Here is a 24,642-nt window from a genome sequence, read left to right as displayed (position 1 = left end):
CCTGTGCACCCCCCGTACACCCCCTGTGCACCCCTTTGGTGCCATTTACCGCAATTCCTGCGCTTTGCCCCGGACCTGAGGACAAACCCATGTCAGACAATTTTGCCCAATCGACGCTCAACATCCACAAGGAGGAGAGCGCCAGCGACAAGAAGCTGCCGAGCCACGCCAAGGCGGTGATCATCGGCGGCGGTGTGGTTGGCTGCTCGATCCTGTTCCACCTGGCCAAGTTCGGCTGGAAGGACGTGGTGCTGCTGGAACGGGACGAGCTGACCTCCGGCTCCTCCTGGCACGCGGCGGGGCAGATCCACACGATTTCGTCGGACCCGAACATCTCGCGCCTGCAGTCCTACACCATCGATCTGTATAAGGAGATCGAGGAGACCTCTGGCCACTCTGTCGGACTGCACATCACCGGCGGGTTTTATCTGGCGTCGAACAAGACCTGGTACGACTACCTGAAGCGGGAACGCTCCAAGGCGCGTTATATGGGGCTGAACCAGGAATTCATCAGTCCCAAGGAAGTGGCTGAGCGCCATCCGCTGATCGACCCGAAGCATTACCACGCCGCACTGTGGGACGACCAAGACGGCGATCTGGACCCGTCGGGTGCGACCTATGCCTTTGCCAAATCCGCCCGCGTGCATGGCGCGCAGTATTTCACCCATACGCCGGTGACCGCGACCACCCAGCGCCCGGACGGCAGCTGGGACGTGACCACCCCGCGCGGCGTAATCAACGCGGAGCATATCGTGAACTGCGGCGGCCTGTGGGCGCGGGAAGTCGGCCATATGCAGGGCATCAACCTGCCGGTGCAGCCGATGGAGCACCATTACCTGATCACCGACAAGATCGACGCGGTGGCCAACCACCCGACCCGCCTGCCGGCCGGGATCGACTATGAGGCCAACATCTATTTCCGGCAGGAGCGCCAGGGGATGCTGCTGGGCACCTATGAGCCGAAGGGGACGCCCTGGAAGGTGGGCGGCACCCCGTGGGACTTCGGCCACGAGCTGCTGCAACCCGATCTGGACCGGATCGCCGACCGTCTGGAGATGTCGTTTGAGCGGATTCCGGCGATTGGCGAGGCGGGCATCAAGGACATGATCAACGGGCCGTTCACATTCGGCCCCGACGGCAACCCGATGATCGGTCCGGTGCCGGGCATGAAGAATTACTGGTGTGCCGTGGGCGTGATGGCGGGCTTCTGCCAGGGCGGCGGCGTGGGCCTGACCATGGCCGAGTGGATGATCGACGGCGAGCCCTCGATCGACGTCTGGGCGATGGATGTGGCGCGGTTCGGCGAGTTCGCGACCCCCGACTGGGGCACCGTGAAATCGACCGAGAACTACGAGCGCCGCTTTGTGATGACCTTCCCGAATGAGACGCTGCCGAAGGGGCGGATGCAGAAGACCACCGCGCTCTATGACCGTTTGGTCGCCAAGGGCGCGCGGATGGGGCAGGGCTTTGGCCTGGAGAACGCGCTGTGGTTTGCCGATGGGCCGGAGGATGCACATGAGGAACCGACGTTTGAGCGCAACCGTTCGCACGACTACGTCGCGCGCGAGGTCAAGGCCGTGCGCGAGGCGGTGGGCGGTATCGAGGTTGCCAACTTTGCCAAGCATGAGTTCAAGGGCGCGGGCGCGCGGGCCTATCTGGACCGGGTGCTGGCGGGCTATGTGCCGAAGCCGGGGCGCCTGACGCTGACGCCGATGCTGACACCCAAGGGCAAGCTTTATGGCGATCTGACAGTGGCTTGCCTGGGTGAGGATCACTTCATGCTGTTCGGCTCCGGCGCGATGCAGGAGGCGCACCGCCGCTGGTTCGAGAAGGATCTGCCCGCGGATGTGTCGTACCAGAACGTCTCGGACGACTGGCACGGCATTGCGCTGTCGGGTCCGAAATCGCGCGAGCTGCTGCAGCGGATCACCCGCGAGGATGTATCGGGCGAGGCGTTCAAGTTCCGCGACCTGCGCCAAACATTCGTGGGCGGCGTGCCGGTGATCCTGAACCGGATCAGCTTCTCCGGCGAGCTGGGCTATGAGATCTACTGCAAGCCGCAGTACCTGCTGCGCCTGGCGGAAGCGATCGAAGAGGCGGGCGCCGATCTGGGCTACCGCTGGTACGGCGCGCGGGCGCTGATGTCGATGCGGCTGGAAAAGGGCTGGGGTGTGTGGACGCTGGACTTCCGCCCGGATTTCGACGCGGCAGAAAGCGGCATGGATGTGTTCATCAACTGGAAGAAGGACTTTGTCGGCAAGGAGGCTGCCCTGGCTGCCCGCGAGGCGGGTGCAAGCCGCAAGCTGGTCACCATGACCATCGACGTGGACGGCATTGATGTGTCGAACGACGAGGCGATCCTGAAGGACGGCGAAGCGGTCGGCTACATCTCCTCCGGCGGCTATGCGCATCACGCGCAGAAATCCATGGCGATGGGCTATGTCACGGCAGAGCACGCCGCGGCCGGAACCAGGCTGCAGGTCGAGATCCTGGGCGAGATGTATGACGCCGAAGTGCTGGGCGCGCCGGTCTACGACGCCAACGGCGCCAACATGCGCGCCTGATCAAAGCCGGGGAGCGGACACCATGACCCAACCCATGCGGACGCTCCCCGGCGCGGTGCGGGCCGTGCCGGCCTGCCGCTGCATCTTCCTGCTGCTGCCCACCTTCTCGCCGCTGGACCTGTCCAGTGCGGTGGCGGCGCTGGAGGCGGCGAACACGCACGACGGGACCGCGCGCTATGACTGGCGCGTGGTTAGCGAAGACGGGCTGCCGGCGACGGCTCCCAACGGTTTGAGGGTCGCGGTTGACGGCGGCCTGCCTGAGCTGGCACGCGGCAGCATGATCTTTGTCTGCGGTGGCCAGGGGGTGGAGCCGGGGATTTCGCTGAAGGTGCTGGGCTGGCTCAGGAAGGCGCAGCGGATGGGATTGCCGATGGCGGCGCTGGGCGGCGGCATCATGGCGCTGGCGCGGGCGGGGCTGTTGTCCGGGCGCCAGGCCTCGGCGCATTGGGCGCAGCGCGCCACGCTGGCCGAGATGCATCCGGATGTGGAGGTGAAAAGCTCGCTTTTCACCATCGACGGCAAGCTGATCACCTGCGCCGGCGGCACTGCAACCGTCGACATGATGCTGAACCTGATTTCGGATCATCACGGCTCGGACGTGGCAACCGCGGCGGCGGACCTGATGGTGTGTTCTTCGGCCCGTAAGGGCAGCCAGGACCAGACGGTTTCCGAGTTCGGGCGCGCGGGCGTGCGGCACGAGAAGCTGGCCGCGGCGCTGGGGCTGATGCGCAGCAACCTGGAGGAGCCGCTGACCCCAGGCGGCATCGCCGATCTGGTCGGCCTGTCGGTGCGCCAGCTGGAGCGGCTGTTTTCCAAGTACCTGCAGACCACGCCCAAGGTCTATTACACCCGGCTGCGGCTGGATTATGCCCGCAGCCTGCTCTTGCAGACCAACATGCGGATCATCGACGTGGCGCTGGCCTCGGGCTTTAACAGCCAGACCCATTTCGCCAAGGTCTACCGCCGCTATTTCGGCAAGTCCCCGCATCAGGAGCGGCCGTTCTGAGGGCGGTTCGCTTGCGCGGCGGGCGCGCCCATTGAAGCATCTGGAAAAACCGCGGAGCGGCAGGTGAAACGCGTCCGCATCAGCACAAAACTGTGCTGCTGTGCATTCTGTCATTTCGGGAAGGGTGGTAGCGGAGGAGGGACTTGAACCCCCGACACGCGGATTATGATTCCGCTGCTCTAACCAACTGAGCTACTCCGCCGCTCTGTGTGGAGGCGATTTACGGAATGCCGCCAGCCGGGTCAAGCAGAAAAGCGGAAGAATCCCGGATTCTTCCAAGATTTTTCGCCATGCTTGGATTGTTTTTTAAATTTCAGAGGCTTGCGAGCTTATGGGGTCCGGCGCGCCCCATCAGGGCTGCTGTTGCAGCGCGGGCGGATTGGCGGCGGCGGGGCTTATTCGGACAGGCTGTCGAGGGCCGCCAGATCCGGGCGCGGCAGCTTGTCCAGCAGGGCGAATACCAGGGCGCGGCAGGACTCGCCGGTCCAGTCCGCCGGGTGGAAACCGGACGGCAGATCCGGGTGGCGCAGGACCACGCGGCGCCAGCGGTGCACCAGCAGGGTCCGCAGGGTGCCGGTCTGCGCAGGCGTCAGGGTCGCAGGCGGTGCAGAGATTTGCTGCAAGTCCCGCTGCAGGGCAGCGCAGGCGTCGCACAGGTGGTCAGGGAACAAGCGCGCCTTGAGCCATTCCGGCACCGCGATGGAGCTGACGCCGGCTGCCAGCAGGTCATCCAGGCTTTGCGGCATCGGGCCGCGGCCAAGAGCGGTGGTGCGGTTCACCGCCACATAGCTGGGCAGCAGCAGCACCTCGTCCAGAGTGGTCTGGCCGGCGCCGTCCTCGGCTATCAGAAGGTGCCACTCACCCGGCGCCGCGGCGTTGCGTTCATAGATCCGCGGGGTCACAGCGGCGGATTGATTGCGGCCGTATTCTGTCAGGTAATGCACCGAGGCGCGGCCCGCGCGCTCGCTTTCGATCCAGCCGTCCTTGCGCAACCGGTGAAGGGCGACCCGGATCGCCTCGGGCTTGATCCCCATCGGGGTGATGATGCGGGTGAGCGCACCGCCGCTGATCTGGGCGCCCTTCTGCTGCGCCAGATCGCCGAACAGCGAAACGATCACCGACCAGACCCGCTGGTTCTGCGGATCGTTGAGTTGCTGGACGGTGGTGTCAAACCAGGGGTTTTGCTGTTCGTTCATGAGGGTAAACATAGTTCGCCCGGGCCGGTTAGACCAGTCCGGGCGCAGTGCAGCATTGCCGCCGCTTACCACTTTTGCACAGGGTCAAAAAGCATTCATGGTCAGCAGTTCATACTCTGCCGCGATCTCGCCGTCCTGGTTGGTCAGGGTGACGTGCCAGCGCACCTCGCCGTATTCCTCGTTGCGGGGGGTCTTCTTCTTGACCGTGAGGCGCACCTTGATGCTTTCGCCAGCGGAGATCGGCTTCATAAAGCGCAGATTGTCGAGGCCGGTGTTGGCCAGAACCGGGCCCTCGTCCGGCTGCACGAACATGCCCGCGGCGAAGGACAACAGCAGGTAGCCATGCGCCACGCGGCCCGGGAAGAACGGGTTTCGTTTGGCGGCTTCGTCGTCCATGTGGGCATAGAAGGTGTCGCCGGTGAAATGGGCGAAGGTCTCGATATCCTCCAGCGTGACGGTGCGCGGGGCGGTGTGCAGGGTTTCGCCGATGGACAGCTCGCCGAACTTGCGGGTGAAGGGGTGCGCTGGGCCTTTGATCTCAGAGCCGCCGGGGACCCATTTCTCGCCGATTGCCGACAGGATGTCGGGCGAGCCCTGGATGGCGGTGCGCTGCATGTAGTGCTTCACGCCGCGCACGCCGCCCATTTCCTCGCCGCCGCCTGCACGGCCTGGACCGCCATGCACCATGTGGGGCAGGGGGGAACCGTGGCCGGTCGATTCCTTCATCGAGTCGCGGTTGTTGAAATAGAGGCGGCCGTGGTAGGCGCCGGCGCCGATGGCGACCTCGCGGGCGGTGGCGGGGTCATGGGTGATGACCGAGGCCACCAGCGAGCCCTGGCCGCGGTTGGCCAGATCAATGGCGTGGTCCAGATCACGGTAGCCCATGATGGTGGAGACGGGGCCGAAGGCCTCGGTGTCGTGCACGCGGATGGCGTTGTCCGGGTCGGCGCAGTGGAACAGCATTGGCGGCACAAAGGCGCCTTTGTCGGCGTCGGCGCCATCGACCGTGAAGCTGTCCGGATCGCCAAAGACGCGTTCTGCTTCCTGGCCGATGATTTCAGCCTTTTCCAGCACGTCGCGTTTCTGGCTGCCCGAGACCAGCGCGCCCATGCGGGTGGTTTCCAGGCGCGGGTCGCCGATCTGGGTTTTCGCCAGGCGGCCTGACAGCGCTTCGATCACGGCGTCCACCTGCGATTGCGGTGCGATGATGCGGCGGATGGCGGTGCATTTCTGGCCCGCTTTGGTGGTCATCTCACGGCTGACTTCCTTGACGAACAGGTCGAACTCCGGCGTGCCCGTAGTGGCGTCGGGGCCGAGGATGGAGGCGTTGAGGCTGTCCTGTTCGGCGACGAAACGGACCGAGTTTTCCAGGATCACCGGGTTCGCGCGCAGCTTGAGCGCGGTGCTGGCGGAGCCGGTGAAGCTGACCACGTCCTGCATGGTCAGATGGTCCAGCATGTCGCCGAGGCCGCCGGAGACCAGCTGCAGCGCGCCCTCGGGCAGGATGCCTGACTCCAGCATCAGTTTCACCGCCAGCTCCGTCACATAGCAGCTGTTGGTGGCCGGTTTCACGATGGCCGGGACGCCGGCCAGCAGAGTGGGGGCGAGTTTTTCCAGCATGCCCCAGACCGGGAAGTTGAAGGCGTTGATATGCACCGCGACGCCGCGCAGCGGGGTGCAGATGTGCTGGCCCAGGAAGGTGCCGTTGCGGGAGAGCTGCTCGACATCGCCGTCGAGGTAGACATGGGCGTCCGGCATTTCGCGGCGGCCTTTGGAGGCGAAGACAAACATGGTGCCGATGCCGCCGTCGATGTCGATCATGTGATCGGACTGGGTGGCACCGGTGTTGAATGACAGATCATAAAGCGCCTGCTTGTTCTGGTTCAGGTGGCCCGCCAGCGCCTTCAGCATCCGGGCGCGGTCATGGAAGGTCAGCTTGCGCAGGTTGGCGCCGCCAACGGTGCGGGCGTAGTCGAGCATTCCTTGCACGTCGAGCGCGTCATTGCCGGCGCTGGCGATCACCTCGCCGGTGATGGCGCTGGCGATGTTGCGGGCACCTGCGCCCGGTGCGACCCATTGACCCGCTGCAAAGCTGGAAATCTCTAGAAGGCTCATCATGTCGTCCTTTTCATCAGGCCGGCGCGGGGCCGGCTGGCTGGAATCCGATGCTGAGATATATTGACCGTCCGGTCGGTTTATGCAAGAAGTTTGTCAAATGCGCCGCTGACAGGGTGAGGGAGCGATGAGCGATACGATTCTGGTTGAGGACCACGGGAGCTGGGTGGAGATCACCCTGAACCGCCCGGACCGGCTGAACAGTTTCAACGAGGACATGCACAATGCCTTGCGCGGCGCGCTGGAGGCCGCGCGCGACAGCGGCGCCCGCGCGGTGCTGCTGACCGGCGCCGGGCGCGGCTTCTGCGCCGGCCAGGATCTGGGCGACCGCGACCCGCGCAAGATGGACGGGCCGCCGGACCTGAGCCAGACCGTGCGCAAATTCTATGCGCCGCTGGTGCGGCTGATCCGTGAATTGAACTTCCCAGTGATCTGCGCAGTCAATGGCGTGGCCGCCGGGGCGGGCGCCAATCTGGCGCTGGCCTGCGACATGGTTCTGGCAGCGGAAAGCGCCAAATTCATCCAGTCGTTCTCCAAGGTGGGCCTGATCCCGGACACCGGCGGCAGCTGGCATCTGCCGCGGCTGCTGGGCGAGGCCCGCGCCAAGGGGCTGGCGCTGACCGCAGAGCCGCTGCCCGCGAAGAAGGCCGAGGATTGGGGCCTGATCTGGAAGGCGCTGCCGGATGACGAACTGATGGCAGAGGCCCGCGCCATGGCAGAGAAGTTCGCAAACGGGCCGACACTGGGGCTGGGTCTGACCAAGCAGTGCATCCAGGCCGCGGCGGTCAACACGCTGTCCGACCAGCTGGAGATTGAGGCGGACGCGATGAAGACCTGCGGCGAAAGCGCGGATTACGCGGAGGGCGTGGCCAGCTTCCTGGAAAAGCGCGCGCCTGCGTTCAAGGGCAAGTGACCATGACCCCGAAAGAACGCGCCGAGAAATCCGCCGCCGCGATGTGGGCCGAGGACCACGCGTCCAAGTGGGCGGGGATGGAGATCACCCATGTGGATGAGGGCGAGGCCACGCTGGAGCTGACCATCGCGCAGCACCACTGCAACGGCCACGGCATCTGCCACGGCGGTGTGACCTTCATGCTGGCCGACAGCGCCTTTGCCTTTGCCTGCAACAGCCGCAACCAGTCGACCGTGGCGCAGCACAACGTGATCAGCTTCACCGCGCCGGGACGGCTGGGCGACAAGCTGATCGCCAAGGCCCGCGAGATTTCCCTGACCGGGCGCAGCGGCATTTACGATGTGACAGTGACCAACCAGGACGGCCAGCAGATTGCCGAGTTCCGGGGTTTCTCCCGGGCGGTCAAAGGCCAGTTGTTTGACGAATAAGGTGTGGAGGACGCCATGGAAGACCTGAGCCCCAAGAAGGGTGAACTGGAGCCGATCGAGATCGCCTCGATCGACGAAATCCGCGCGCTGCAGCTGGAGCGGCTGAAGTGGTCGGTGCGCCATGCCTATGACAACGTGGCAATGTACAAGCAGCGGTTTGACGAGGCAGGCGTGCATCCGGACGACCTGCAGGAACTGAAGGACCTGGCCAAGTTCCCCTTCACCTACAAGAACGACCTGCGGGACAATTACCCGTTTGGCCTGTTTGCAGTGCCGCGCAGTGAAATCATCCGCCTGCACGCGTCCTCCGGCACCACCGGCAAGCCAACGGTTGTGGGCTATACCGCCAATGACATTTCGAACTGGGCGGATCTGGTGGCGCGCAGCTTGCGTGCCTCGGGCCTGCGCAAGGGCGATATGGTGCATAACGCCTACGGATACGGCCTGTTCACCGGCGGCCTGGGTGCGCATTACGGGATCGAGCGCCTGGGCGCCACCGTCGTGCCGATGTCGGGCGGCCAGACCGAAAAGCAGGTCGGGCTGATCACCGACTTCAAACCCGACGGCATCATGGTGACGCCGTCCTACATGCTCAACATCCTGGAGCAGTACCACAAGGTCGGAATGGACCCGCGTGAGTGTTCGCTGAAGGTTGGCGTGTTCGGTGCCGAACCCTGGACCGATGCGATGCGCAAGGAAGTTGAAGACGCCTTTGATATGCATGCGGTCGATATTTATGGCCTCTCCGAGATCATGGGGCCGGGCGTCGCCAACGAATGCGTCGAGACCAAGGATGGCCCGGTGATCTGGGAGGACCACTTCCTGCCGGAGATCATCGACCCGCAGACCGGCGAGGTGCTGCCGGACGGGGAGCTGGGGGAGCTGGTGTTCACCACGCTGACCAAGGAAGGCCTGCCGATGGTGCGCTACCGCACCCGCGATCTGACCCGGCTGCTGCCGGGCACCGCGCGGTCGATGCGGCGGATGGAGAAGATCACCGGCCGCAGCGACGACATGATCATCCTGCGCGGCGTCAACGTCTTCCCCAGCCAGGTGGAGGAGCAGCTGCTGGCCACCGGCGGCCTGGCGCCCTACTACCAGATCGAGCTGTATAAATCCGGCCGCATGGACGCGATGCGGGTGTTTGTGGAGGCCAATCCGGATGCCACCGATGAGCTGAGCAAGACCGCCGCGGCGCGGATGCTGACCAAGCGGATCAAGGATATGGTTGGCGTTTCCACTGAGATCATTGTAGGCGACCCGGGGTCCGTCGAGCGCAGCCAGGGCAAGGCCAAGCGCGTCGTCGACAACCGCAGCAAGTCCTGATCCGGGGGAGTGAGCCTTGGCCCGCACGATCGCAAAAGACCACGATGAGAAACGCGCGCAGATCCTGAAGTCGGCGGCCAAAGTGTTTGCCGAGTCCGGTTACGACCGGGCGTCGATGACCCAGCTGGCGCGCGAGTGCGGGATCTCCAAGGCAAACATCTACCACTATTACGACAGCAAGGATGCCGTGCTCTACGGCCTCCTTGATACCTACCTTTGCGAGCTGCGCGACCGGGTCTGCCGAGTGGATCTGGAGGGTCTTGGCGCCGAGGACCGGCTGCGCCGCATCGTGTCGGAGATCATGCTGGCCTATCAGGGCGCCGACCATGAGCATCAGGTGCAGCTGGGCGCGATGGGGGCGCTGCCGGAGGAGCAGCAGAAGCATCTGCGCGGCTACCAGCGCGAGATGGTCCAGTTCATGAGCGATGCGCTGAAGGACGTGGCGCCGGAGATTTTCAACGGTGACGCGGCCAAGCTGCGCGGCGCCACCATGTCCGTCTTCGGCATGCTGAACTGGTACTACATGTGGAATTCCGGTGCCGGGTCAAAGGCGCGCGAGGATTACGCCGGGCTGGTGGCGGACCTGACCCTGAGCGGGGTCAAGGGGCTCTGACAGCGGCGCGGTTTTGCGTATCCGCCTTTCCGGGCTACCCTGTTCCGGGATCGGAGGGTGCCATGCAGAAACCTGAGAACTTCGAAAACTTCTATTACAGGAAGGTTGGCTTGGGCGAGGCCTGCGGCTGCGCTGAACGGGCCATCGACATGTATGAGTTCGACCGCACAGCGGGGAAACCGAAGGCGGCACCCGGCAGGCGCAGGTTCAGCTGGAAAGGGCTTGCGCTGAAATACGGGCTGCTGTCGCGCAAGAAGACGCCAGCAGAGTAACAGTGAAACACCCGGCGGATGTGGCCCGCCGGGTGCTGTTTTCTTGAGCCCTGTCAGCCCGGATTGCCCAGCAGCTGGGTGATGCGGCGCACCGCGACGCGGCGGTTGGCGCGTTCGGCTGCCAGGGTGCTGATTGCCAGATCGCTTTCGCCGTAGCCCTGCACCACCATGTTTTCCGGTGCCACGCCGAAATACTCCGTCAGCGCCAGCGCCACGGTTTCGGCGCGCCGGTCCGACAGGGCCAGATTGTAGGTCGCGGCACCCACGGCGTCGGTGTGGCCTTCGATCAGGAACACCTCGCCCGGGTTGCGGTCAATCAGCTCGCGCAGCGCGTTGCCCAGGGTTGCCAGTTCTTCTGCCTCCTGCGGGCGGATCACTGCGGAGCCGGTGTCGAAATTCACCGTGTCCACATTGATTACCGGCGTCAGGCGGCGCACCGCGTCGATGTTGCGGATCTGCGCCAGCGAGAAGCGGCGGTCCACGGTCTTTGCTTCCTGGGCGGCCAGTGCTGCGGCCTGGTCCTCAGCCGAGACCGCATCGGCGCTGGAGAAGGCGCGGCGGTTGTCCTGCACCTGCGGCAGCTCATTGACCACCACGCGCTCGGCCTTCTGGGTGTCGTCGAACAGCACCACGCTGCGCCCGTCCGGCAGCAGTTTGGTGCGGCGCAGCACGCGGCCCTCGGCGGAGCGGATGGTTTCCACCTCAACACCGTTCTCGCGCACCACCACGGTGCGGGTGGAGCCGTCCTGGAACCGGTAGGTGGTCACGTTGGAGCCCGGCTGGCGCAGCAGCGCATCGTCGTCCTTGAGGACGCGGTACTGGCCGTCCTGCTCGACGATGGCGCGGTCGCCGGAGTTGGAGACCACCTTGCCGCCGTTGTTGAGCAGCGTGCCGATTGCCAGGGCGCCAAGGCCAAGCAGGGCGTTGCGCTCGCGGATCGACAGGCCGCTGTCATCCTCATTGGCGGCATTGGCCTGCGGGGCGGGCGCCTGGGCCTCTGCCTGGGCGTTTTCATTGACCCCGGTTTCGAATTCCTCGTCAGAGCTGCGCGCGGTGTCCTCGGTGACCATTTCTTCGGTCACTTCGGCCTCGCCTTCGGAAACCGCGCCGTCCGCGGCTGCCGCGGCGGCGGCAGCAGGCTCGCTGGTTTCCTCGGCGAGGGCATCAGCCTGGGCCTGGCTGTCCTGTTCAACCAGTTCGGGATTGTCGGTTTCTCTGCCGGTCCCGCCTTGTGACTGGGCAAGGTCCGCTGCGATTTCCTCGGCGCTTGTGCCGACGGATGCTGCGGTGCCGTTTTCAGCTTGCTGTTCGGTTTGCACCTCAGTCTCTGCTTGGGCTGCCGTTCCCGCTTGAGCCTGTTCTGCTGCGGCTTGTTCTTCGGCCGCAGCCTGTGCTTCCGCTTCTTCTTTTGCCAACGCCTCTGCCAGTGCCTGCGCATCGGCTTCCGCCTGAGCGTCGGTTTCTACTGGCGCTTCAGCCGCTGCAGGCTGTTCCTGTGCGTCCTGCTGCCCGGCGGCTTCCACAGTGACCTCAGCTTCGCGCTGCTCTTCGCTGCCGGTATCGGGCTGGGCCTCCGCTACAGTTTCAGCCTGCTCCCCGGCTGCCTGTTCAGCGGCCGCTGTCTCTTCTGCTTCTGCAACTCCAATGCCTGCCAGCACATTGGCCGATTGCAGGTCCGCGGGCAGGGCGGCATCAAATGCGCCTTCGCCATATGCCTGGCAGAATTGGGCTACCTTGCCGTTCTTTTGTTCGATCTCTTCACCGGCTTCTAGCTTCTTCTGCCGCCGTTCGGCCCGCTTGCGGCAGCGGTCCACCAGATCGCCGATTTCAGCCGCGGACATCTGCGCGAGGTCAATCCGCTTGTTGCCCTTGTCCTGGGACAGGGCGGGCAGCGGAGCCGCCAGCGAGATCATCACTGCCAGCGCCGTGGATGATTTGAAAATTCCCGGTTTCATTTCGGTTCCTTTCTTGTTCCGGCACGTGGCCGCACAAGGATAACGGATAAACACCGGGTTAGTTGCGCATCGCGCGGCAAAAAGAAAAGCCGCCCCGGGCGGGGGCGGCTTGGGTCAGGCTGATATCCGCTGGCCGGGCCAGGGCGCTAGGCGTTAGAGCGCCGGCGGCGGCACCATGCCGATGATGTCGTAGGTCTGGCGCAGGATCGGCGCGGTGATCGCGCGGGCGCGCTCGGCGCCGCGGGCCAGGATCTTGTCAATCTCGTCCTGCTGCTGCATCAGCCGCGCCATCTCGGTGGAGATCGGCGCCAGCTTGGAGACCGCCAGATCCGCCAGCATCGGCTTGAACTCCGAGAACTGGCGGCCGCCGACGTCGGCCAGCACCTGCTCCACTGTCTGCTCGTTCAGGGCCGCGTAGATATTGATCAGGTTGCGCGCCTCGGGGCGGTCCTCCAGGCCGTCCGCCTCGGAGGGCAGCGCCTCGGGGTCGGTCTTGGCCTTGCGGATTTTCTTGGCGATGGCGTCGGCGTCATCGGTCAGGTTGATGCGGCTGGCATCCGAGGGGTCGGATTTCGACATCTTCTTGGAGCCATCGCGCAGGGACATCACCCGGGTCGCGGCGCCTTCGATCACCGGCTCGGTCTCCGGGAAGAAGTTGACGCCGTAGTCGTGGTTGAACTTGATCGCGATGTCGCGGGTCAGCTCCAGGTGCTGTTTCTGATCCTCGCCCACCGGCACATGGGTGGCGTGGTAGATCAGAATATCCGCCGCCATCAGCGCCGGGTAGGCCAGCAATCCCAAGGAGGCGTTCTGCTGGTTTTTGCCCGCCTTGTCTTTCCACTGGGTCATCCGCTGCATCCAACCCATGCGGGCGACGCAGTTGAACACCCAGGCCAGCTGCGCGTGCTCGGGCACCTGGGACTGGTTGATCAGGATTGACTCCTCCGGGTTAATACCTGAGGCGATGAAACCGGCGCAGAGCTCGCGGGTGGATTTCTTCAGGTCCGCGGGGTCCTGCCAGACGGTGATCGCATGCAGGTCGACCATGCAGAAGATGGTCTCGATATCTTTGGCCTGCCAGTCGACGAAGCGCTTCAATGCACCGAGGTAATTCCCCAAGTGCAGGTTGCCCGAAGGCTGGATCCCCGAAAACACGCGCGGGGTGAAGCTGGTTTCGCTCATCGCGGAAACTCCCGTCTGGAATTATGCACCATCGTCGCTTACCCATGGGGCCAGGATAGGTCAACAGGCGCGGGGGATTCCGTGCCGCAAGGAGCCAGGATGAGCAGCCAGTCCCACAACGCCCCCGTCAACCCGCTGCCCGCCGCCGTGGTGGCGCTGGTGCTGATCATCATGGGCATCGAGGCGGTGTTTTCGCTGGGTGCCCGCGGCATCATCGGCGGGCCGGAGGCGGTCGGCTGGAGGCTGGAGGCGGTGCAGTCCTATGCGTTTTCCAGCGATATTTTCTGGTGGATGCAGGAAAGCGGCCGCTGGGGGCCGGAGCATCTGAAGCGGTTTCTTTCCTATATCTTCGTGCATGGCGCCTTTACCCACGCGCTGTTTGTCTGCGTCTTTGTGCTGGCGATGGGCAAGATGGTGGGCGAGGTGATGGGCGATCTGGCGATGGTCATCATCTTCCTGCTGTCCGGCGCGGGCGGGGCGCTGGGCTATGCGCTGCTGGTCAACTCGCCGGTGCCGCTGGTGGGCGGTTTCCCAGCGGTTTACGGGCTGATCGGCGCATTCACCTTCCTGTTGTGGCGCTCGCTGGCCTCTGTCGGGGCGCAGCAGAGCCGGGCGTTCACGCTGATCGCCTTTCTGATGGGGGCGCAGCTGCTGTTCGGGCTGCTGTTTGGCGGTCAGAAAGACTGGGTGGCGGACCTGGCCGGTTTTGCCACCGGCTTTGGCCTGTCGTTCTTCCTGGCGCCGGGCGGCTGGGCACGGATCCGCAACCGCATCCGCCACGATTGATTCCGCAAGCGCTCCCGCCCGCTGGCGAAGCCCCCTGCGGGGCATCGCCAGCCGTTGGGCCGGGCCCGCGCATGCGCGCGGCTTTCGGCGCGGGACTGGCCCGGAGGGGCGGCGTCAGGCCTGTTTGCGGCGGCTGAGGGCGCTGCGGAACTCCGACAGGCGGAAGGCGCCGAGCGCTTGGCCCGCGGTGAAGTAGACTGCGCCAGCCAGCACCACCAGCCCCAGCAGGGACAAATAGCGCCAGTAGGCCAGCGTGAACAGCCAGCCTGCGGAGGCGGCCACGGCATAGAGAACCGCGCCCATCACAGCCGCGGCCGCGAGGATGCGCCAGGCGCGGCGGCGGAAGCGGGCGTCGAACCGGGCTTCCTCGCCCATGCGGCGGGCACCGAGCGCCAGCAGCGCCACCATCGCCCAGCCAGCGGCAGAGGCGGCAATGGCAGGGGCAATCCAGCCCAGAACGGGTTTCAGCCCGAAGGCCAGCGCCGCGTTCACCACCATGGCCGCCAGCGCATAGCGGAACGGGGTCCTTGTGTCTTCGCGCGCGAAGTAGAGCGGCTGCAGCACCTTTTGCAGCATGAAGGCCGGCAGGCCCGCGCCATAGATGGCGACGGCAAAAGCAATCGCGGCGACGTCTTCGGGGCCAGTGGCTCCGCGTTCATACAGAACCGAAACCAGCGGCACCGGAACGGTGATAAACGCGACGGCGGAGGGCACCGCCAGCAGCAGCGAAAATTCACCTGCACGGGACAGGGCGTCCCGGGACCCGGCGGCGTCGCCGGCACGCAGGCGGCGCGACAGGGCGGGCAGCAGAACGATGCCGACGGCGATTCCCACGACCCCCAAGGGCAGCTGGTACAGGCGGTCGGCGATGAACAGCCAGCTGGCGGCCTTTTCGATGTCCGAGGCCACATACTGGCCGACCACCAGGTTGATCTGTGTGACCCCCATGGCAAGTGCCGCAGGCAGGGCGACCCGCATCAGGTCGCGAACCTCGGTATTCCAGCGCGGCAAACCGGGGCGCAGGGAGATGCCCGCCCTTTCAGCCGCTGCCCAGACCAGCGCCAGCTGCGCCACACCTGCAACCGGGATGGTCCAGACCAGCCAGACGACAACGTCACCGCCCAAAACAGCCCCGGCTGTCATTGCGGTGCAGGCAAAGATGTTGAGCAGAACCGGCGCGGCAGCGGCGGCTGCAAAGCGCCCGGTGGCGTTCAGCACGCCGGAAAACAGCGCCGCCAGCGACATGAACAGGATGTAGGGGAAGACGATGTAGCCGTATCCCACGGCCATATCGAAACGTGCGTCGCCAACAAAGCCGCCTGCCGTCAGCCAGACCAGCCCTGGCATGAAGACCATGGCCAGGCCAACCAGCGCCAGCACTGCTGTGGCCAGCAGGTTAAAGGCCTGCTGGGCAAAGCCTGCGGGGTCTTCTCCTGCCTCGTAGCGTTTGGAAAACGCCGGAACAAAGGCCGCGTTGAAAGCGCCCTCGGCAAAGAAGCGGCGGAACATGTTGGGCAGGCGGAAAGCGACGATGAAAGCGTCCAGCACCGGTCCCGGGCCGATGAAGGCGGCAATCAGGATCTCGCGGGCGAACCCCAGCAGACGGCTGGCCAGCGTCCAGAACCCGACGGTCAGGAACCCTGACAGCAATTTGATCGGTTTCATATATCCGCCCGTTTTGCGCCCTCGGCGATGGCCTCGCGCAGTTTCTTCTCCAGCGTCCGCTGCTTGGTTTCAGAGTAATACTTCAAGCCGAACATGTCCTTGACATAGAAGGCATCCACCACCTGCTCGCCATAGGTCGCAATCACCGCATTGGCAATATAGACGTTGGCGGAGGCCAAGGTCCGGGCCAGATCGTAAAGCAGGCCGGGCCGGTCGCGGGTGTCGACCTCGATGATGGTGTAGATTTCCGACCCCTCGTTGTCGAAGGTGATATGGGTCGGCACCTTGAAGGCTTTCTCGCGTTTCTTGATTTTGTCGCGGGATTTCAGTGCGTCGCGGGTGATGACCTCGCCCTTCAGCGTCTTTTCGATCATCTGTTTCAGCCGGTGCAGCCGGATCGGGTCGAAGGGGTGGCCTTCGCTGTCCTGGATCCAGAAGGCATCGGTCACATAGCCGTCCTTGGTGGTGTAGGAGCGCGCATCGACCACATTGGCCCCGACCAGCGCCAGGGCGCCGACGATGCGGGCAAAGATGCCCGGGTGGTCCTCCATCACGAAACAGGCGCGGGTGGCGTCGCGGTCCTCATCCGGGTAAAGCCGGATCATCACCTCGCCCGGATCTCCCTTGGCGGTGTATTCCCGCAGCATCTCGGCAAAATCCACGTGCGCCGTCACATGCAGCCCGTGCCAGTAGGGAGGGTAGTGGCGGGCGGTCTCGGTCTTAAGGTCGGCCTTGGACCAGTCCGGCAGCGCCTCGCGCAGGGCCTTTTTGGCAGAGACGCCGCGGTGCTCGCGGTTCAGGGCCTCCATGCCGCCCTCAAGCGCCGCGCGGGTCTGGCCGTACAGCGCGCGCAGCAGTGCCGCTTTCCAGTTGTTCCAGGTGTCCGGGCCGACGCCGCGGATATCGCAGACCGTCAGCAGGAGCAGCAGGTCGAGCCGTTTCACCGTCTGCACCGCCTTGGCGAAATCGCGCACCGTGCGCGGGTCGGCGATGTCGCGTTTCTGCGCCATGTCCGACATCAAGAGGTGGTAGCGCACCAGCCATTCCACGGTTTCGCATTCGGAGGGCTTCAGCCCCAGCCGCGGCGCCACTTTGCGGGCGATCTGCGCGCCCAGGATCGAGTGGTCCTGCTCGCGCCCCTTGCCGATGTCATGCAGCAGCATCGCCACCATCAGCACCTTGCGGTTCAGGCCCTTGCGCAGGATTTCAGAGGACAGCGGCAGCTCATCCTCCAGCTCGCTGCGCTCGATCGCGGCGAAATTGGAGATCACCTGAATGGTGTGCTCGTCCACCGTATAGGAGTGATACATGTTGAACTGCATCATCGCTACGATCGGCTCGAACTCCGGCAGGAAGGCCGACAGCACGCCGAGTTCGTTCATTCGCCGCAGCGCGCGTTCTGAGTTGCCGTGTTTCAGCAGCAGGTCCAGAAAGAGCTTCTGCGCCTCCTTGTCGTTGCGCATGTCGTCGTCGATCAGGTGCAGGTTGGCTGTCACCAGCCGCATTGCATCCGGGTGGATCAGCATACCGGTGCGCAACGCTTCCTCGAACAGCCGCAACAGGTTCAGCCTGTCTTCGAGGAATGCCTTGGGGTCGATCACATCCAGCCGGTTGTGCACCACCTTGTAGCCCGGCTTGATCCGGGGGCGGCGGCGGAAGATCCGCTCCAGCAGCGGCGCGTTCTTCTGCTGGCTTGCCTCCAGTTTGGTCAGGAAGATGCGGGTCAGGTCGCCGACGCGTGTGGCGTGGCGGAAATACTCCTGCATGAAGACTTCCACGCCGCGGCGGCCCGCCTTGTCCTCGTATCCCATACGGCTGGCGACTTCGACCTGCAGGTCAAAGGTCAGCTGTTCGGTGGCGCGACCGGTCGCCAGGTGCAGATGCGCCCGCACCGCCCACAGGAAATTGGCAGCCTTGGCAAACAGCTCCATCTCCTCGGCGCGGAACAGCCCCAGCGGCACCAGGTCTTCGGCATCCTGCACCTGGTAGAGGTACTTGGCGATCCAGAACAGCGACTGCAGGTCGCGCAGGCCGCCCTTGCCCTCCTTCACGTTGGGCTCAACCATATAGCGCTGGCCCTGTTTCAGGTGGCGGGCATCGCGCTCGGCCAGCTTGGCCTCGACAAACTCCTGCGCGTCCTGGGAAAACAGTTCCTTCTTCAGGCGTTTGTCCAGTTCATTGGCCAGCGGCGCATGGCCGGCCAGAAACCGATGCTCCAGCATTGCGGTGCGGATGGTGTAATCCTCGCCGCCCAGCCGGATGCAGTCCTTGATGGTGCGGCTGGCGTGGCCGACTTTCAGCCGCAGGTCCCACAGGATGTAGAGCATGGATTCGATCACGCTCTCGGCCCAGGCGGTGATCTTGTAAGGGGTCAGAAACAGCAGGTCGACGTCGGAGGCCGGCGCCATTTCCCCCCGACCGTAGCCGCCGACCGCGATGACCGCGATCCGCTCGCCGCGGGTCGGGGTTGCCAGCGGATGCAGCAGTTCGCTGGCAACAAAGAGCGCCGTGGTCGCCAGCCCGTCGGTGAGGAACGTGTAGGAGCGTGTCAGCTCCCGCGCAGCAAAGGGTTTTTCTGCAAAAGCCCTGGCAATGGCCGCACGCCCGGCCTTGTTGGCCGCCTTGAGGATTTTCACGGTTTCTGCGCGCAGGGCCGCAGGGGCGGTGTCCTCTGCCAGCGCTTTGATCTGCGAGCGGATGGCGGCCGCGTCAAAAATGTCCGCCGGGCCGCAGATCAGCGGGCCCAGCGGTGCAGGATGGCTGGTGGCAGAGGCTTGCGCCGGGGCGGCGGCTTCAGAAGCCTGCGCCGGCGAAGCTGCTTGGGGCTGGGTCAATGATCACGACCTTCTGTTCCTGGATGGTGGCAACTGCCAGCCCGCGCTCATTGGTGCCGTCGGGCCGCAGACGGAAAATGCCGCCCGCGCCCTGGAAGCCTGCGCCCTGGGTCAGGGCACCTGCTGTCAGCGCGTCGGACTTGCCCGCCGCAACCAGGGCGCCGATGGCGGCAATGCCGTCATAAGCCAGGCTGCCGATGGAATGCGGCGCGGCGCCATAGCTGGCCTGGTAGCGGGCGCTGAACTGCTGCACCTTGCTTTGGTCGGGCAGCGCAAACCAGCCGCCCTGAACGCCGGGCAGCGCAAGAGTCTGGGGCGGGATGTCCCAGCGGGTCAGGCCGATATACTGTTTTTCTGCCGGGTCAACGCCGGCCTCGGGCAGAAGCTGCGCCAGAAGCGGCAGCGCACCGGCAGTCGTAGAGGTCAGGAAGACCGCATCCGCACCTGCGGCCTGGGAGCGGATGCTGGGAATGGCGTTGATCACCCCCTGCTGCGACAGCTCATAGCCGACGCTGCCGGCGATGTTCACGCCGCTTTGGCCGGCGGCGCGCTGGATTGCGCTGCGCCCGGCGCTGCCTGCGGCATCATTGCCGCCGACAACCAGGATATTCCGCTTGCCGTTGCGGGCCGCAAAGCTGGTCAGCCGCCGCGCGGTGTTGTCAAAGGTCGGCCCCAGGATAAAGACGTTGCCGCCGGCAATAGCCGGGTTGTTCGAAAACGCGAGCACGTTCACGCCGCGCTGGCGCGCTGCGATCCCTGCGGCATTTGCGGCTTCGGCATAAACCGGGCCGAGGATCACGCGGGCCCCGTCCTTCAGCGCCTGCTGTGCCGCGCCGGAGGCCACTTCGGGGCTGCCCGCGGTATCATAGACCCGCAGGTCGATCTGCACCCCGTCCAGGTCGGCGATGGCCATGCGGGCTGCGTTTTCCAGGCTTTTAGCCAGCACGGCGTCACCCTGCTGGGCAGAGCCGCGCGGCACCAGCAGCGCCACTGGAACCGGCTTGGAGGTGTTGATGGTCGGGCCGGTGCCAACGGCAATCGGGTCACAGGCGGCAAGGGCAATGGCGGAAACGGCTGCAGCGGCAGTCAGTGCCGCCTTGCGGGCGCGTTTGAAAACAGCAAACATAATGGCTTGAAACTCCGTTCTCCCGGCGCTGCGGCGCCGTGTGGGTTTAAGGGCGGATCATAAACGACCAAAAAGGCGGGTCCAGCGTTGAATCACCAGAATGTCATATTGTCCCCCGGGCTTTACTTTGTTGCCACGCCGATCGGCACCGCCCGCGACATTACCCTGCGGGCGCTGGATGTGCTGGCCTCGGCCGATGTGCTTGCGGCTGAGGATACACGCTCGCTGCGCAAGCTGATGGAGATTCACGGGGTGCCGCTGGGCGGGCGGCGGATCATCGCCTACCACGACCACAGCGGCACCGGCGCGCGGGCCAAACTGCTGGAGGCGATAGGCGAGGGGAAGTCGGTTGCCTATGCTTCAGAGGCCGGGATGCCGCTGATTGCCGACCCCGGTTTCGACCTCAGCCGTGCGGCGGCGGAGGCGGGCCATACGGTCACCTGCGCCCCCGGGGCCTCTGCCGCTGCCACGGCGCTGACGCTGGCCGGGCTGCCGACGGATGCGTTCTTCTTTGCAGGCTTCCTTCCCAATGCCTCCGGCGCTCGGCGCAAGCGGCTGGAGGAGCTGCGGGAAATCCCCGGCACGCTGATTTTCTATGAATCGCCCAAGCGGGTTGCCGCCTCGGTTGCCGATATGGCGGCGGTGCTGGGCGACCGCCCTGCCGCGCTGTGCCGCGAGCTGACCAAGAAATTCGAGGAGGTGCGCCGGGCTTCGCTGACGGAACTGGCTGCCGGGCTGGAGGAGATCCCGGTCAAGGGCGAGATCGTTCTGCTGGTCGACCGCGCGCAGGAGGCGGAGGTCAGCGAGGGCGATCTGGAAAGCGACCTGCAGGCCGCCTTGCAGGGCAATTCGGTCAAAGACGCCGCCGGGATCGTCGCGGAGATGCACGGGCTGCCCCGGCGCAAAGTCTACCAGCTGGCCTTGCAGCTGGCGAAGGGCAGCTGAACCGTGACCCGCGCCCGCCAGCACCGCGGCACCCGCGCCCATCTGGCCGGCGAGGCGGCGGAGGAAATCGTGGCGCGGCACTATGAAAACCGCGGTTACACCGTGGCCGAGCGCCGCTGGCGCGGGGCGGGCGGCGAGATCGACCTGATCCTGCGCAGCCCGGACGGGCTGGTGTTTGTGGAGGTGAAGCACAGCACCACAAGCGCCGCTGCGGCCCTGCGCATCACACCGCGGCAGGCGGAACGGATCTATGCAAGTGCCGGGCAGTATCTGGAGAGCGAACCGGAGGGCCAGCTGACGCCGGTCAGGTTTGACGCGGCGCTGGTCGACGGAACCGGCGCGGTGGAAATCATCGAAAACGCTTTCGGGATGGACTGAACCGCGCCTGACCCATTGAACCCCGGCGCGCGGTGGGCCATGTATTCGGGCAGCTTACGAGGGATACTGCCATGAAAATCGCCTTCCAGATGGACCCGGTCATGGGCGTGAACATCAACGCCGACAGCAGCTTCCGCCTGGCCGAGGAAGCCCAGGCGCGCGGTCATGAGCTGTTTTATTACGGCCCCGACCAGCTGGCCTATCAGGAAGGCCGCATTACTGCCCGCGGCCATGAGATGACCGTGCAGCGGGTGGCAGGCACCCCGGCGGTGCTGGGCCCGGAACGCGAAGTTGATCTGGCGGAATTCGACGTGGTCTGGCTGCGCCAGGACCCGCCGTTTGACATGCACTACATCACCTCGACCCACCTGCTGGACATGCTGAAAGGGCAGGCGCTGGTGGTGAACGATCCGTTCTGGGTGCGCAACTACCCGGAAAAACTGCTGGTGCTGAACTTCCCGGAGCTGACCCCGCCCACGACCATCGCCCGCGACTTGCAGACCATCAAGGCGTTCAAGGAAAAGCATGGCGACGTGATTCTGAAGCCGCTTTACGGTAACGGCGGCGCGGGCGTGTTCCGGCTGGATGCAAACGACCGCAACCTCACCTCATTGCATGAATTGTTCACCGGCTTCAGCCGCGAGCCGCTGATCGTGCAGAAATTCCTGCCCGACGTCAGCAACGGCGACAAGCGGGTGATCCTGGTCGACGGCGAAGCTGTAGGGGCGATCAACCGTGTGCCTGCGGCAGGTGAGACCCGGTCGAACATGCATGTGGGCGGCCGGCCCGAGAAGATCGGCCTGAGCGAGCGTGACCTGGAAATCTGCGCCGCCATCGGCCCGCTGCTGCGCGAAAAGGGCCAGATCTTTGTCGGCATCGACGTGATCGGCGACTACCTGACCGAGATTAACGTGACCTCGCCCACCGGCATTCAGGAGCTGGAGCGGTTCGACGGCGTGAATATCGCGGAGAAGGTTTGGCAGGCGATCGAAGCAAAGGTCTGAGGTTCACTCCGGCTCCGGTTCATCCCGGCAGCCGGAAACTCAGCGCCTCGGCGAAATGCTGGCGTTGCACCTTTTCCTCGCAGGCCAGATCCGCAATCGTGCGCGCGACCCGCAGCACCCGGTGATAGCCGCGCGCGCTGAGGCCGAAGCGTTCGGCAGCCCGGACCAGAAGGTCGCGGCTTTCCGCGTCAGGGGCGGCGATTTCCTCCAGCAGCGCGCCTTCGGCATCAGCATTCTGGCGCAGGCCGGGATGGCCGGAGAACCGGGCGGTTTGCATCTCCCGGGCAATCGCCACCCGCTGGGCAACCTCGGCGGAACCTTCGGCGCTGGGCGGCAGCTCCAGGTCGGCCACATCCACAGGCGGCACGTCCAGGTGCAGGTCGAAGCGGTCCAGCAGCGGGCCGGATATGCGGCCCAGGTAGTTTGCGCCGCATAAGGGCGCCTGTGAGCAGGCGCGGTTGGCATCGGCCAGATAGCCGCATTTGCAGGGATTGGCGGCGGCCACCAGCATGAAACGGCTGGGGTATTTCACATGCGCATTGGCGCGCGCCACCATCACCTCGCCGGTTTCCAGCGGCTGGCGCAGGGTTTCCAGCACCGGGCGGCCGAACTCCGGCAGTTCGTCCAGGAACAGCACGCCATTGTGGGCCAGGCTGATTTCGCCGGGCTGGGCCCGCCGCCCGCCGCCCGCAATGGCCGCCATCGAGGCGGTGTGGTGCGGCTCGCGGAAGGGGCGGGCGCGGCTTATGCCACCCTCGTCGATCAGCCCGCATAGGGAATGGATCATCGAGGTTTCCAGCGCCTCTGCCGGGGACAAGGGCGGCAGGATCGAGGGCAGCCGAGCTGCCAGCATCGACTTACCGGAACCCGGCGGTCCGACCATCAGCATGTGGTGGCGGCCGGCGGCGGCGATCTCCAGCGCCCGCTTGGCGGTCTCCTGTCCCTTTACATCGCGCAGATCCTTGCCGCCCAGCCCGAGGACAGCTTCCCCCGGCGCGGCGGGTTCGATACGCCGCTGGCCGGTGAAATGCTGCACCACTTCCGTCAGCGTGGCGGCACCGATCACATGCGCCGCATCGACCCAGGCGGCCTCCGGCCCTGAGGGTTTCGGGCAGAGCAGCATCCGGCCTTCCTCCGCCGCTGTGACCGCTGCGGGCAGTGCGCCTGCCACCGGCATCAGCTGCCCGTCCAGCGACAGTTCTCCCAGGGCGATGGTTTCCTCTGCCTTCTCCGCCGGGACGATGCCGATGGCGGCCAGCAAGGCGAGCGCAATCGGCAGGTCGAAATGGCTGCCCTCCTTGGGCAGGTCCGCGGGCGACAGGTTAATGGTGATCCGGCGCGAGGGCAGGGCGATGGACATGGCAGCAAAAGCTGCCCTTACCCGCTCGCGCGCTTCCTGAACCGCCTTGTCGGGCAGGCCGACCACCGAGAATGCTGGCAGCCCGGGCGCGACGGCGCATTGCACCTCAACCTGGCGGGCCTCGACGCCTTGAAAAGCAACCGTGTAGGACCGTGCTGTCATCTCTCCCCGCTTCCTGAAAGGTCAGGGAGAAATGCTTGGCAATCGTGGTTTCTGAATGGTTAACATGCGGACGGCCAGCGGCGAATTCACGCAGAATTCGCGCTGGCGTCCGGTTCAGTCCAGCGACCAGGGCCGCTTCGGCAGGTCCATCGCATAGGGTTCCGGGTCGTAGCTGACCTGATGCGCCAGTGCTTGCCACTTCAGAACTGCCGGGTCGGACAGCAGCAGCTTGCAATAGGCGCGGGTCTCCTCAGAGACCGGCAGGCCGTATCCCATGATCCGGGCCGCAACCGGGGTGTAGAACACCTCTGCCAGCGAATAGTCCCCGAACAGGTAACCGCTGCTGCGGCCGGAAACTTTGCGGGCATGGGCAAACAGCGCCTCGATCCGCTCCAGATCCGCCTTCACGCCGCGCGACACCTCGAAGCCTTCATAGATATGGCCCAGCTGCATCGGGCATTCGCCGCGCAAGCTCGAGAAGCCAGCCACCATTTCCGCCGCCAGCCAGCGCGCCGCGGCACGCTGCGCCGGGTCGGAAGGCCAAAGCTTCGCTTCCGGGTGGCGTTCGGCCAGGGTTTCGGCAATGGCCAGGCTTTCGCCGACCACCATGCCTTCCGGTGTGCGCAGCGCCGGCACCAGCCGCGCCGGGGCCAGATGCGCCATTTCCTGCGCCATGGTTCCGGAATAAAGCCCCACCATATGCACGTTATGGGGCAGGGAGAATTTTTCGAGCATGAGCCAGCCGCGCAATGACCAGCTGGAATACATGCGGTCGCCAATATAGATTTCATAAGCCATGGCAGGAGGCTAGC

At 65.2% G+C, this 24,642-nt stretch carries 20 protein-coding genes and 1 tRNA gene; 11 read left to right on the top strand and 10 right to left on the bottom strand.

The window, feature by feature from the left end; all coding sequences use genetic code 11:
* Window positions 1-89: 89 nt before the first annotated feature.
* Entirely contained in the window at window positions 90-2,564 is a 2,475-nt protein-coding gene (locus tag GKC28_RS13135; protein ID WP_217434074.1) for an FAD-dependent oxidoreductase, read from the top strand.
* Between the two features lie 22 nt (window positions 2,565-2,586).
* The gene (locus GKC28_RS13130; protein ID WP_174147351.1) at window positions 2,587-3,570 is read left to right on the top strand and encodes a GlxA family transcriptional regulator; all 984 of its coding nucleotides are present in this window, start codon (window positions 2,587-2,589) and stop codon (window positions 3,568-3,570) included.
* Between the two features lie 125 nt (window positions 3,571-3,695).
* Here the strand turns inward: GKC28_RS13130 and GKC28_RS13125 are convergent.
* The 3 genes from GKC28_RS13125 to paaZ form a co-directional block, all read right to left on the bottom strand.
* A tRNA-Met gene (locus GKC28_RS13125) sits at window positions 3,696-3,772 on the bottom strand.
* A gap of 193 nt (window positions 3,773-3,965) precedes the next feature.
* A complete protein-coding gene (locus GKC28_RS13120; protein WP_174147350.1) occupies window positions 3,966-4,766 on the bottom strand; it encodes a PaaX family transcriptional regulator C-terminal domain-containing protein in 801 nt (266 codons plus the stop codon).
* Window positions 4,767-4,850: 84 nt separating this feature from the next.
* Window positions 4,851-6,881: a phenylacetic acid degradation bifunctional protein PaaZ gene (gene paaZ / locus GKC28_RS13115; RefSeq protein ID WP_174147359.1), complete on the bottom strand. Its 2,031-nt coding sequence runs from the start codon at window positions 6,879-6,881 to the stop codon at window positions 4,851-4,853.
* Window positions 6,882-7,008: 127 nt separating this feature from the next.
* On the opposite strand from paaZ, the gene paaG reads away from it, so the two are divergent.
* From paaG to GKC28_RS13090, 5 genes are all read left to right on the top strand, one after another.
* Window positions 7,009-7,794, top strand: a complete 786-nt coding sequence (paaG, locus tag GKC28_RS13110) for a 2-(1,2-epoxy-1,2-dihydrophenyl)acetyl-CoA isomerase PaaG (protein ID WP_174147349.1) — start codon at window positions 7,009-7,011, stop codon at window positions 7,792-7,794.
* Window positions 7,795-7,796: 2 nt separating this feature from the next.
* Complete coding sequence (gene paaI, locus GKC28_RS13105; protein WP_174147348.1) at window positions 7,797-8,222, top strand: hydroxyphenylacetyl-CoA thioesterase PaaI; 426 nt, start codon at window positions 7,797-7,799, stop codon at window positions 8,220-8,222.
* Window positions 8,223-8,237: 15 nt separating this feature from the next.
* Window positions 8,238-9,548 (top strand): phenylacetate--CoA ligase PaaK, encoded by a 1,311-nt coding sequence (paaK, locus tag GKC28_RS13100; RefSeq protein WP_174147347.1) that lies wholly within the window; start codon window positions 8,238-8,240, stop codon window positions 9,546-9,548.
* A 16-nt stretch (window positions 9,549-9,564) separates the two neighbouring features.
* Complete coding sequence (locus GKC28_RS13095; protein WP_174147346.1) at window positions 9,565-10,161, top strand: TetR/AcrR family transcriptional regulator; 597 nt, start codon at window positions 9,565-9,567, stop codon at window positions 10,159-10,161.
* Between the two features lie 62 nt (window positions 10,162-10,223).
* Complete coding sequence (locus GKC28_RS13090) at window positions 10,224-10,433, top strand: hypothetical protein (RefSeq protein ID WP_174147345.1); 210 nt, start codon at window positions 10,224-10,226, stop codon at window positions 10,431-10,433.
* 53 nt (window positions 10,434-10,486) lie between these two features.
* Here GKC28_RS13090 and GKC28_RS13085 read toward each other — a convergent pair whose 3' ends face one another.
* The gene (locus GKC28_RS13085; protein ID WP_174147344.1) at window positions 10,487-12,388 is read right to left on the bottom strand and encodes an OmpA family protein; all 1,902 of its coding nucleotides are present in this window, start codon (window positions 12,386-12,388) and stop codon (window positions 10,487-10,489) included.
* A gap of 153 nt (window positions 12,389-12,541) precedes the next feature.
* Window positions 12,542-13,570, bottom strand: coding sequence for a tryptophan--tRNA ligase (trpS, locus tag GKC28_RS13080; protein ID WP_174147343.1), 1,029 nt, complete (start codon window positions 13,568-13,570; stop codon window positions 12,542-12,544).
* Window positions 13,571-13,669: 99 nt separating this feature from the next.
* Here trpS and GKC28_RS13075 point away from each other — a divergent pair, with 99 nt between their 5' ends.
* The gene (locus GKC28_RS13075; protein ID WP_174147342.1) at window positions 13,670-14,356 is read left to right on the top strand and encodes a rhomboid family intramembrane serine protease; all 687 of its coding nucleotides are present in this window, start codon (window positions 13,670-13,672) and stop codon (window positions 14,354-14,356) included.
* A 114-nt stretch (window positions 14,357-14,470) separates the two neighbouring features.
* Here the strand turns inward: GKC28_RS13075 and murJ are convergent, their stop codons facing one another.
* The 3 genes from murJ to GKC28_RS13060 are packed head-to-tail and all read right to left on the bottom strand — an operon-like array spanning window position 14,471 to window position 19,981.
* A complete protein-coding gene (gene murJ / locus GKC28_RS13070; protein ID WP_174147341.1) occupies window positions 14,471-16,021 on the bottom strand; it encodes a murein biosynthesis integral membrane protein MurJ in 1,551 nt (516 codons plus the stop codon).
* On the bottom strand, window positions 16,018-18,855 hold the full coding sequence (locus tag GKC28_RS13065) for a [protein-PII] uridylyltransferase (protein ID WP_174147340.1): 2,838 nt from the start codon (window positions 18,853-18,855) through the stop codon (window positions 16,018-16,020). The genes murJ and GKC28_RS13065 overlap by 4 nt, the downstream gene beginning before the upstream one ends.
* Entirely contained in the window at window positions 18,815-19,981 is a 1,167-nt protein-coding gene (locus GKC28_RS13060; protein WP_174147339.1) for a penicillin-binding protein activator, read from the bottom strand. Before GKC28_RS13060 ends, GKC28_RS13065 begins: the two co-directional genes overlap by 41 nt.
* A gap of 87 nt (window positions 19,982-20,068) precedes the next feature.
* Between GKC28_RS13060 and rsmI the strand changes: the two genes are divergently transcribed.
* The 3 genes from rsmI to gshB all read left to right on the top strand — a co-directional run bounded on the left by rsmI (window position 20,069) and on the right by gshB (window position 22,308).
* Complete coding sequence (rsmI, locus tag GKC28_RS13055) at window positions 20,069-20,926, top strand: 16S rRNA (cytidine(1402)-2'-O)-methyltransferase (RefSeq protein WP_174147338.1); 858 nt, start codon at window positions 20,069-20,071, stop codon at window positions 20,924-20,926.
* A 3-nt stretch (window positions 20,927-20,929) separates the two neighbouring features.
* Window positions 20,930-21,304 carry a YraN family protein gene (locus tag GKC28_RS13050; RefSeq protein WP_174147337.1) on the top strand — a complete coding sequence of 125 codons (375 nt, stop codon included), beginning with the start codon at window positions 20,930-20,932 and terminating at the stop codon, window positions 21,302-21,304.
* 71 nt (window positions 21,305-21,375) lie between these two features.
* Complete coding sequence (gene gshB, locus GKC28_RS13045) at window positions 21,376-22,308, top strand: glutathione synthase (RefSeq protein WP_174147336.1); 933 nt, start codon at window positions 21,376-21,378, stop codon at window positions 22,306-22,308.
* A 19-nt stretch (window positions 22,309-22,327) separates the two neighbouring features.
* On the opposite strand, the gene GKC28_RS13040 is transcribed toward gshB, so the two are convergent.
* A complete protein-coding gene (locus GKC28_RS13040; RefSeq protein WP_174147335.1) occupies window positions 22,328-23,830 on the bottom strand; it encodes a YifB family Mg chelatase-like AAA ATPase in 1,503 nt (500 codons plus the stop codon).
* Window positions 23,831-23,944: 114 nt separating this feature from the next.
* Complete coding sequence (locus GKC28_RS13035; RefSeq protein ID WP_174147334.1) at window positions 23,945-24,628, bottom strand: glutathione S-transferase; 684 nt, start codon at window positions 24,626-24,628, stop codon at window positions 23,945-23,947.
* Between the last annotated feature and the right edge of the window lie 14 nt (window positions 24,629-24,642).

The sequence above is a fragment of the Leisingera sp. ANG59 genome, from assembly GCF_013317235.1.
Lineage (GTDB): Bacteria > Pseudomonadota > Alphaproteobacteria > Rhodobacterales > Rhodobacteraceae > Leisingera.
Note: the sequence above shows the minus strand (reverse complement) of the source record. Positions and strands in the feature narration are given on the sequence as shown.

Excerpts from the sequence above, each read along its gene's own strand:
- paaZ (WP_174147359.1), bottom strand. The coding sequence starts at position 6,881 with ATGAGCCTTCTAGAGATTTCCAGCTTTGCAGCGGGTCAATGGGTCGCA.
- GKC28_RS13060 (WP_174147339.1), bottom strand. The coding sequence starts at position 19,981 with ATGTTTGCTGTTTTCAAACGCGCCCGCAAGGCGGCACTGACTGCCGCT.
- murJ (WP_174147341.1), bottom strand. The coding sequence starts at position 16,021 with ATGAAACCGATCAAATTGCTGTCAGGGTTCCTGACCGTCGGGTTCTGG.
- trpS (WP_174147343.1), bottom strand. The coding sequence starts at position 13,570 with ATGAGCGAAACCAGCTTCACCCCGCGCGTGTTTTCGGGGATCCAGCCT.
- GKC28_RS13040 (WP_174147335.1), bottom strand. The coding sequence starts at position 23,830 with ATGACAGCACGGTCCTACACGGTTGCTTTTCAAGGCGTCGAGGCCCGC.
- paaK (WP_174147347.1), top strand. The coding sequence starts at position 8,238 with ATGGAAGACCTGAGCCCCAAGAAGGGTGAACTGGAGCCGATCGAGATC.
- GKC28_RS13085 (WP_174147344.1), bottom strand. The coding sequence starts at position 12,388 with ATGAAACCGGGAATTTTCAAATCATCCACGGCGCTGGCAGTGATGATC.
- GKC28_RS13035 (WP_174147334.1), bottom strand. The coding sequence starts at position 24,628 with ATGGCTTATGAAATCTATATTGGCGACCGCATGTATTCCAGCTGGTCA.
- GKC28_RS13120 (WP_174147350.1), bottom strand. The coding sequence starts at position 4,766 with ATGAACGAACAGCAAAACCCCTGGTTTGACACCACCGTCCAGCAACTC.
- GKC28_RS13075 (WP_174147342.1), top strand. The coding sequence starts at position 13,670 with ATGAGCAGCCAGTCCCACAACGCCCCCGTCAACCCGCTGCCCGCCGCC.
- paaG (WP_174147349.1), top strand. The coding sequence starts at position 7,009 with ATGAGCGATACGATTCTGGTTGAGGACCACGGGAGCTGGGTGGAGATC.
- GKC28_RS13135 (WP_217434074.1), top strand. The coding sequence starts at position 90 with ATGTCAGACAATTTTGCCCAATCGACGCTCAACATCCACAAGGAGGAG.
- paaI (WP_174147348.1), top strand. The coding sequence starts at position 7,797 with ATGACCCCGAAAGAACGCGCCGAGAAATCCGCCGCCGCGATGTGGGCC.
- gshB (WP_174147336.1), top strand. The coding sequence starts at position 21,376 with ATGAAAATCGCCTTCCAGATGGACCCGGTCATGGGCGTGAACATCAAC.
- GKC28_RS13130 (WP_174147351.1), top strand. The coding sequence starts at position 2,587 with ATGACCCAACCCATGCGGACGCTCCCCGGCGCGGTGCGGGCCGTGCCG.
- GKC28_RS13090 (WP_174147345.1), top strand. The coding sequence starts at position 10,224 with ATGCAGAAACCTGAGAACTTCGAAAACTTCTATTACAGGAAGGTTGGC.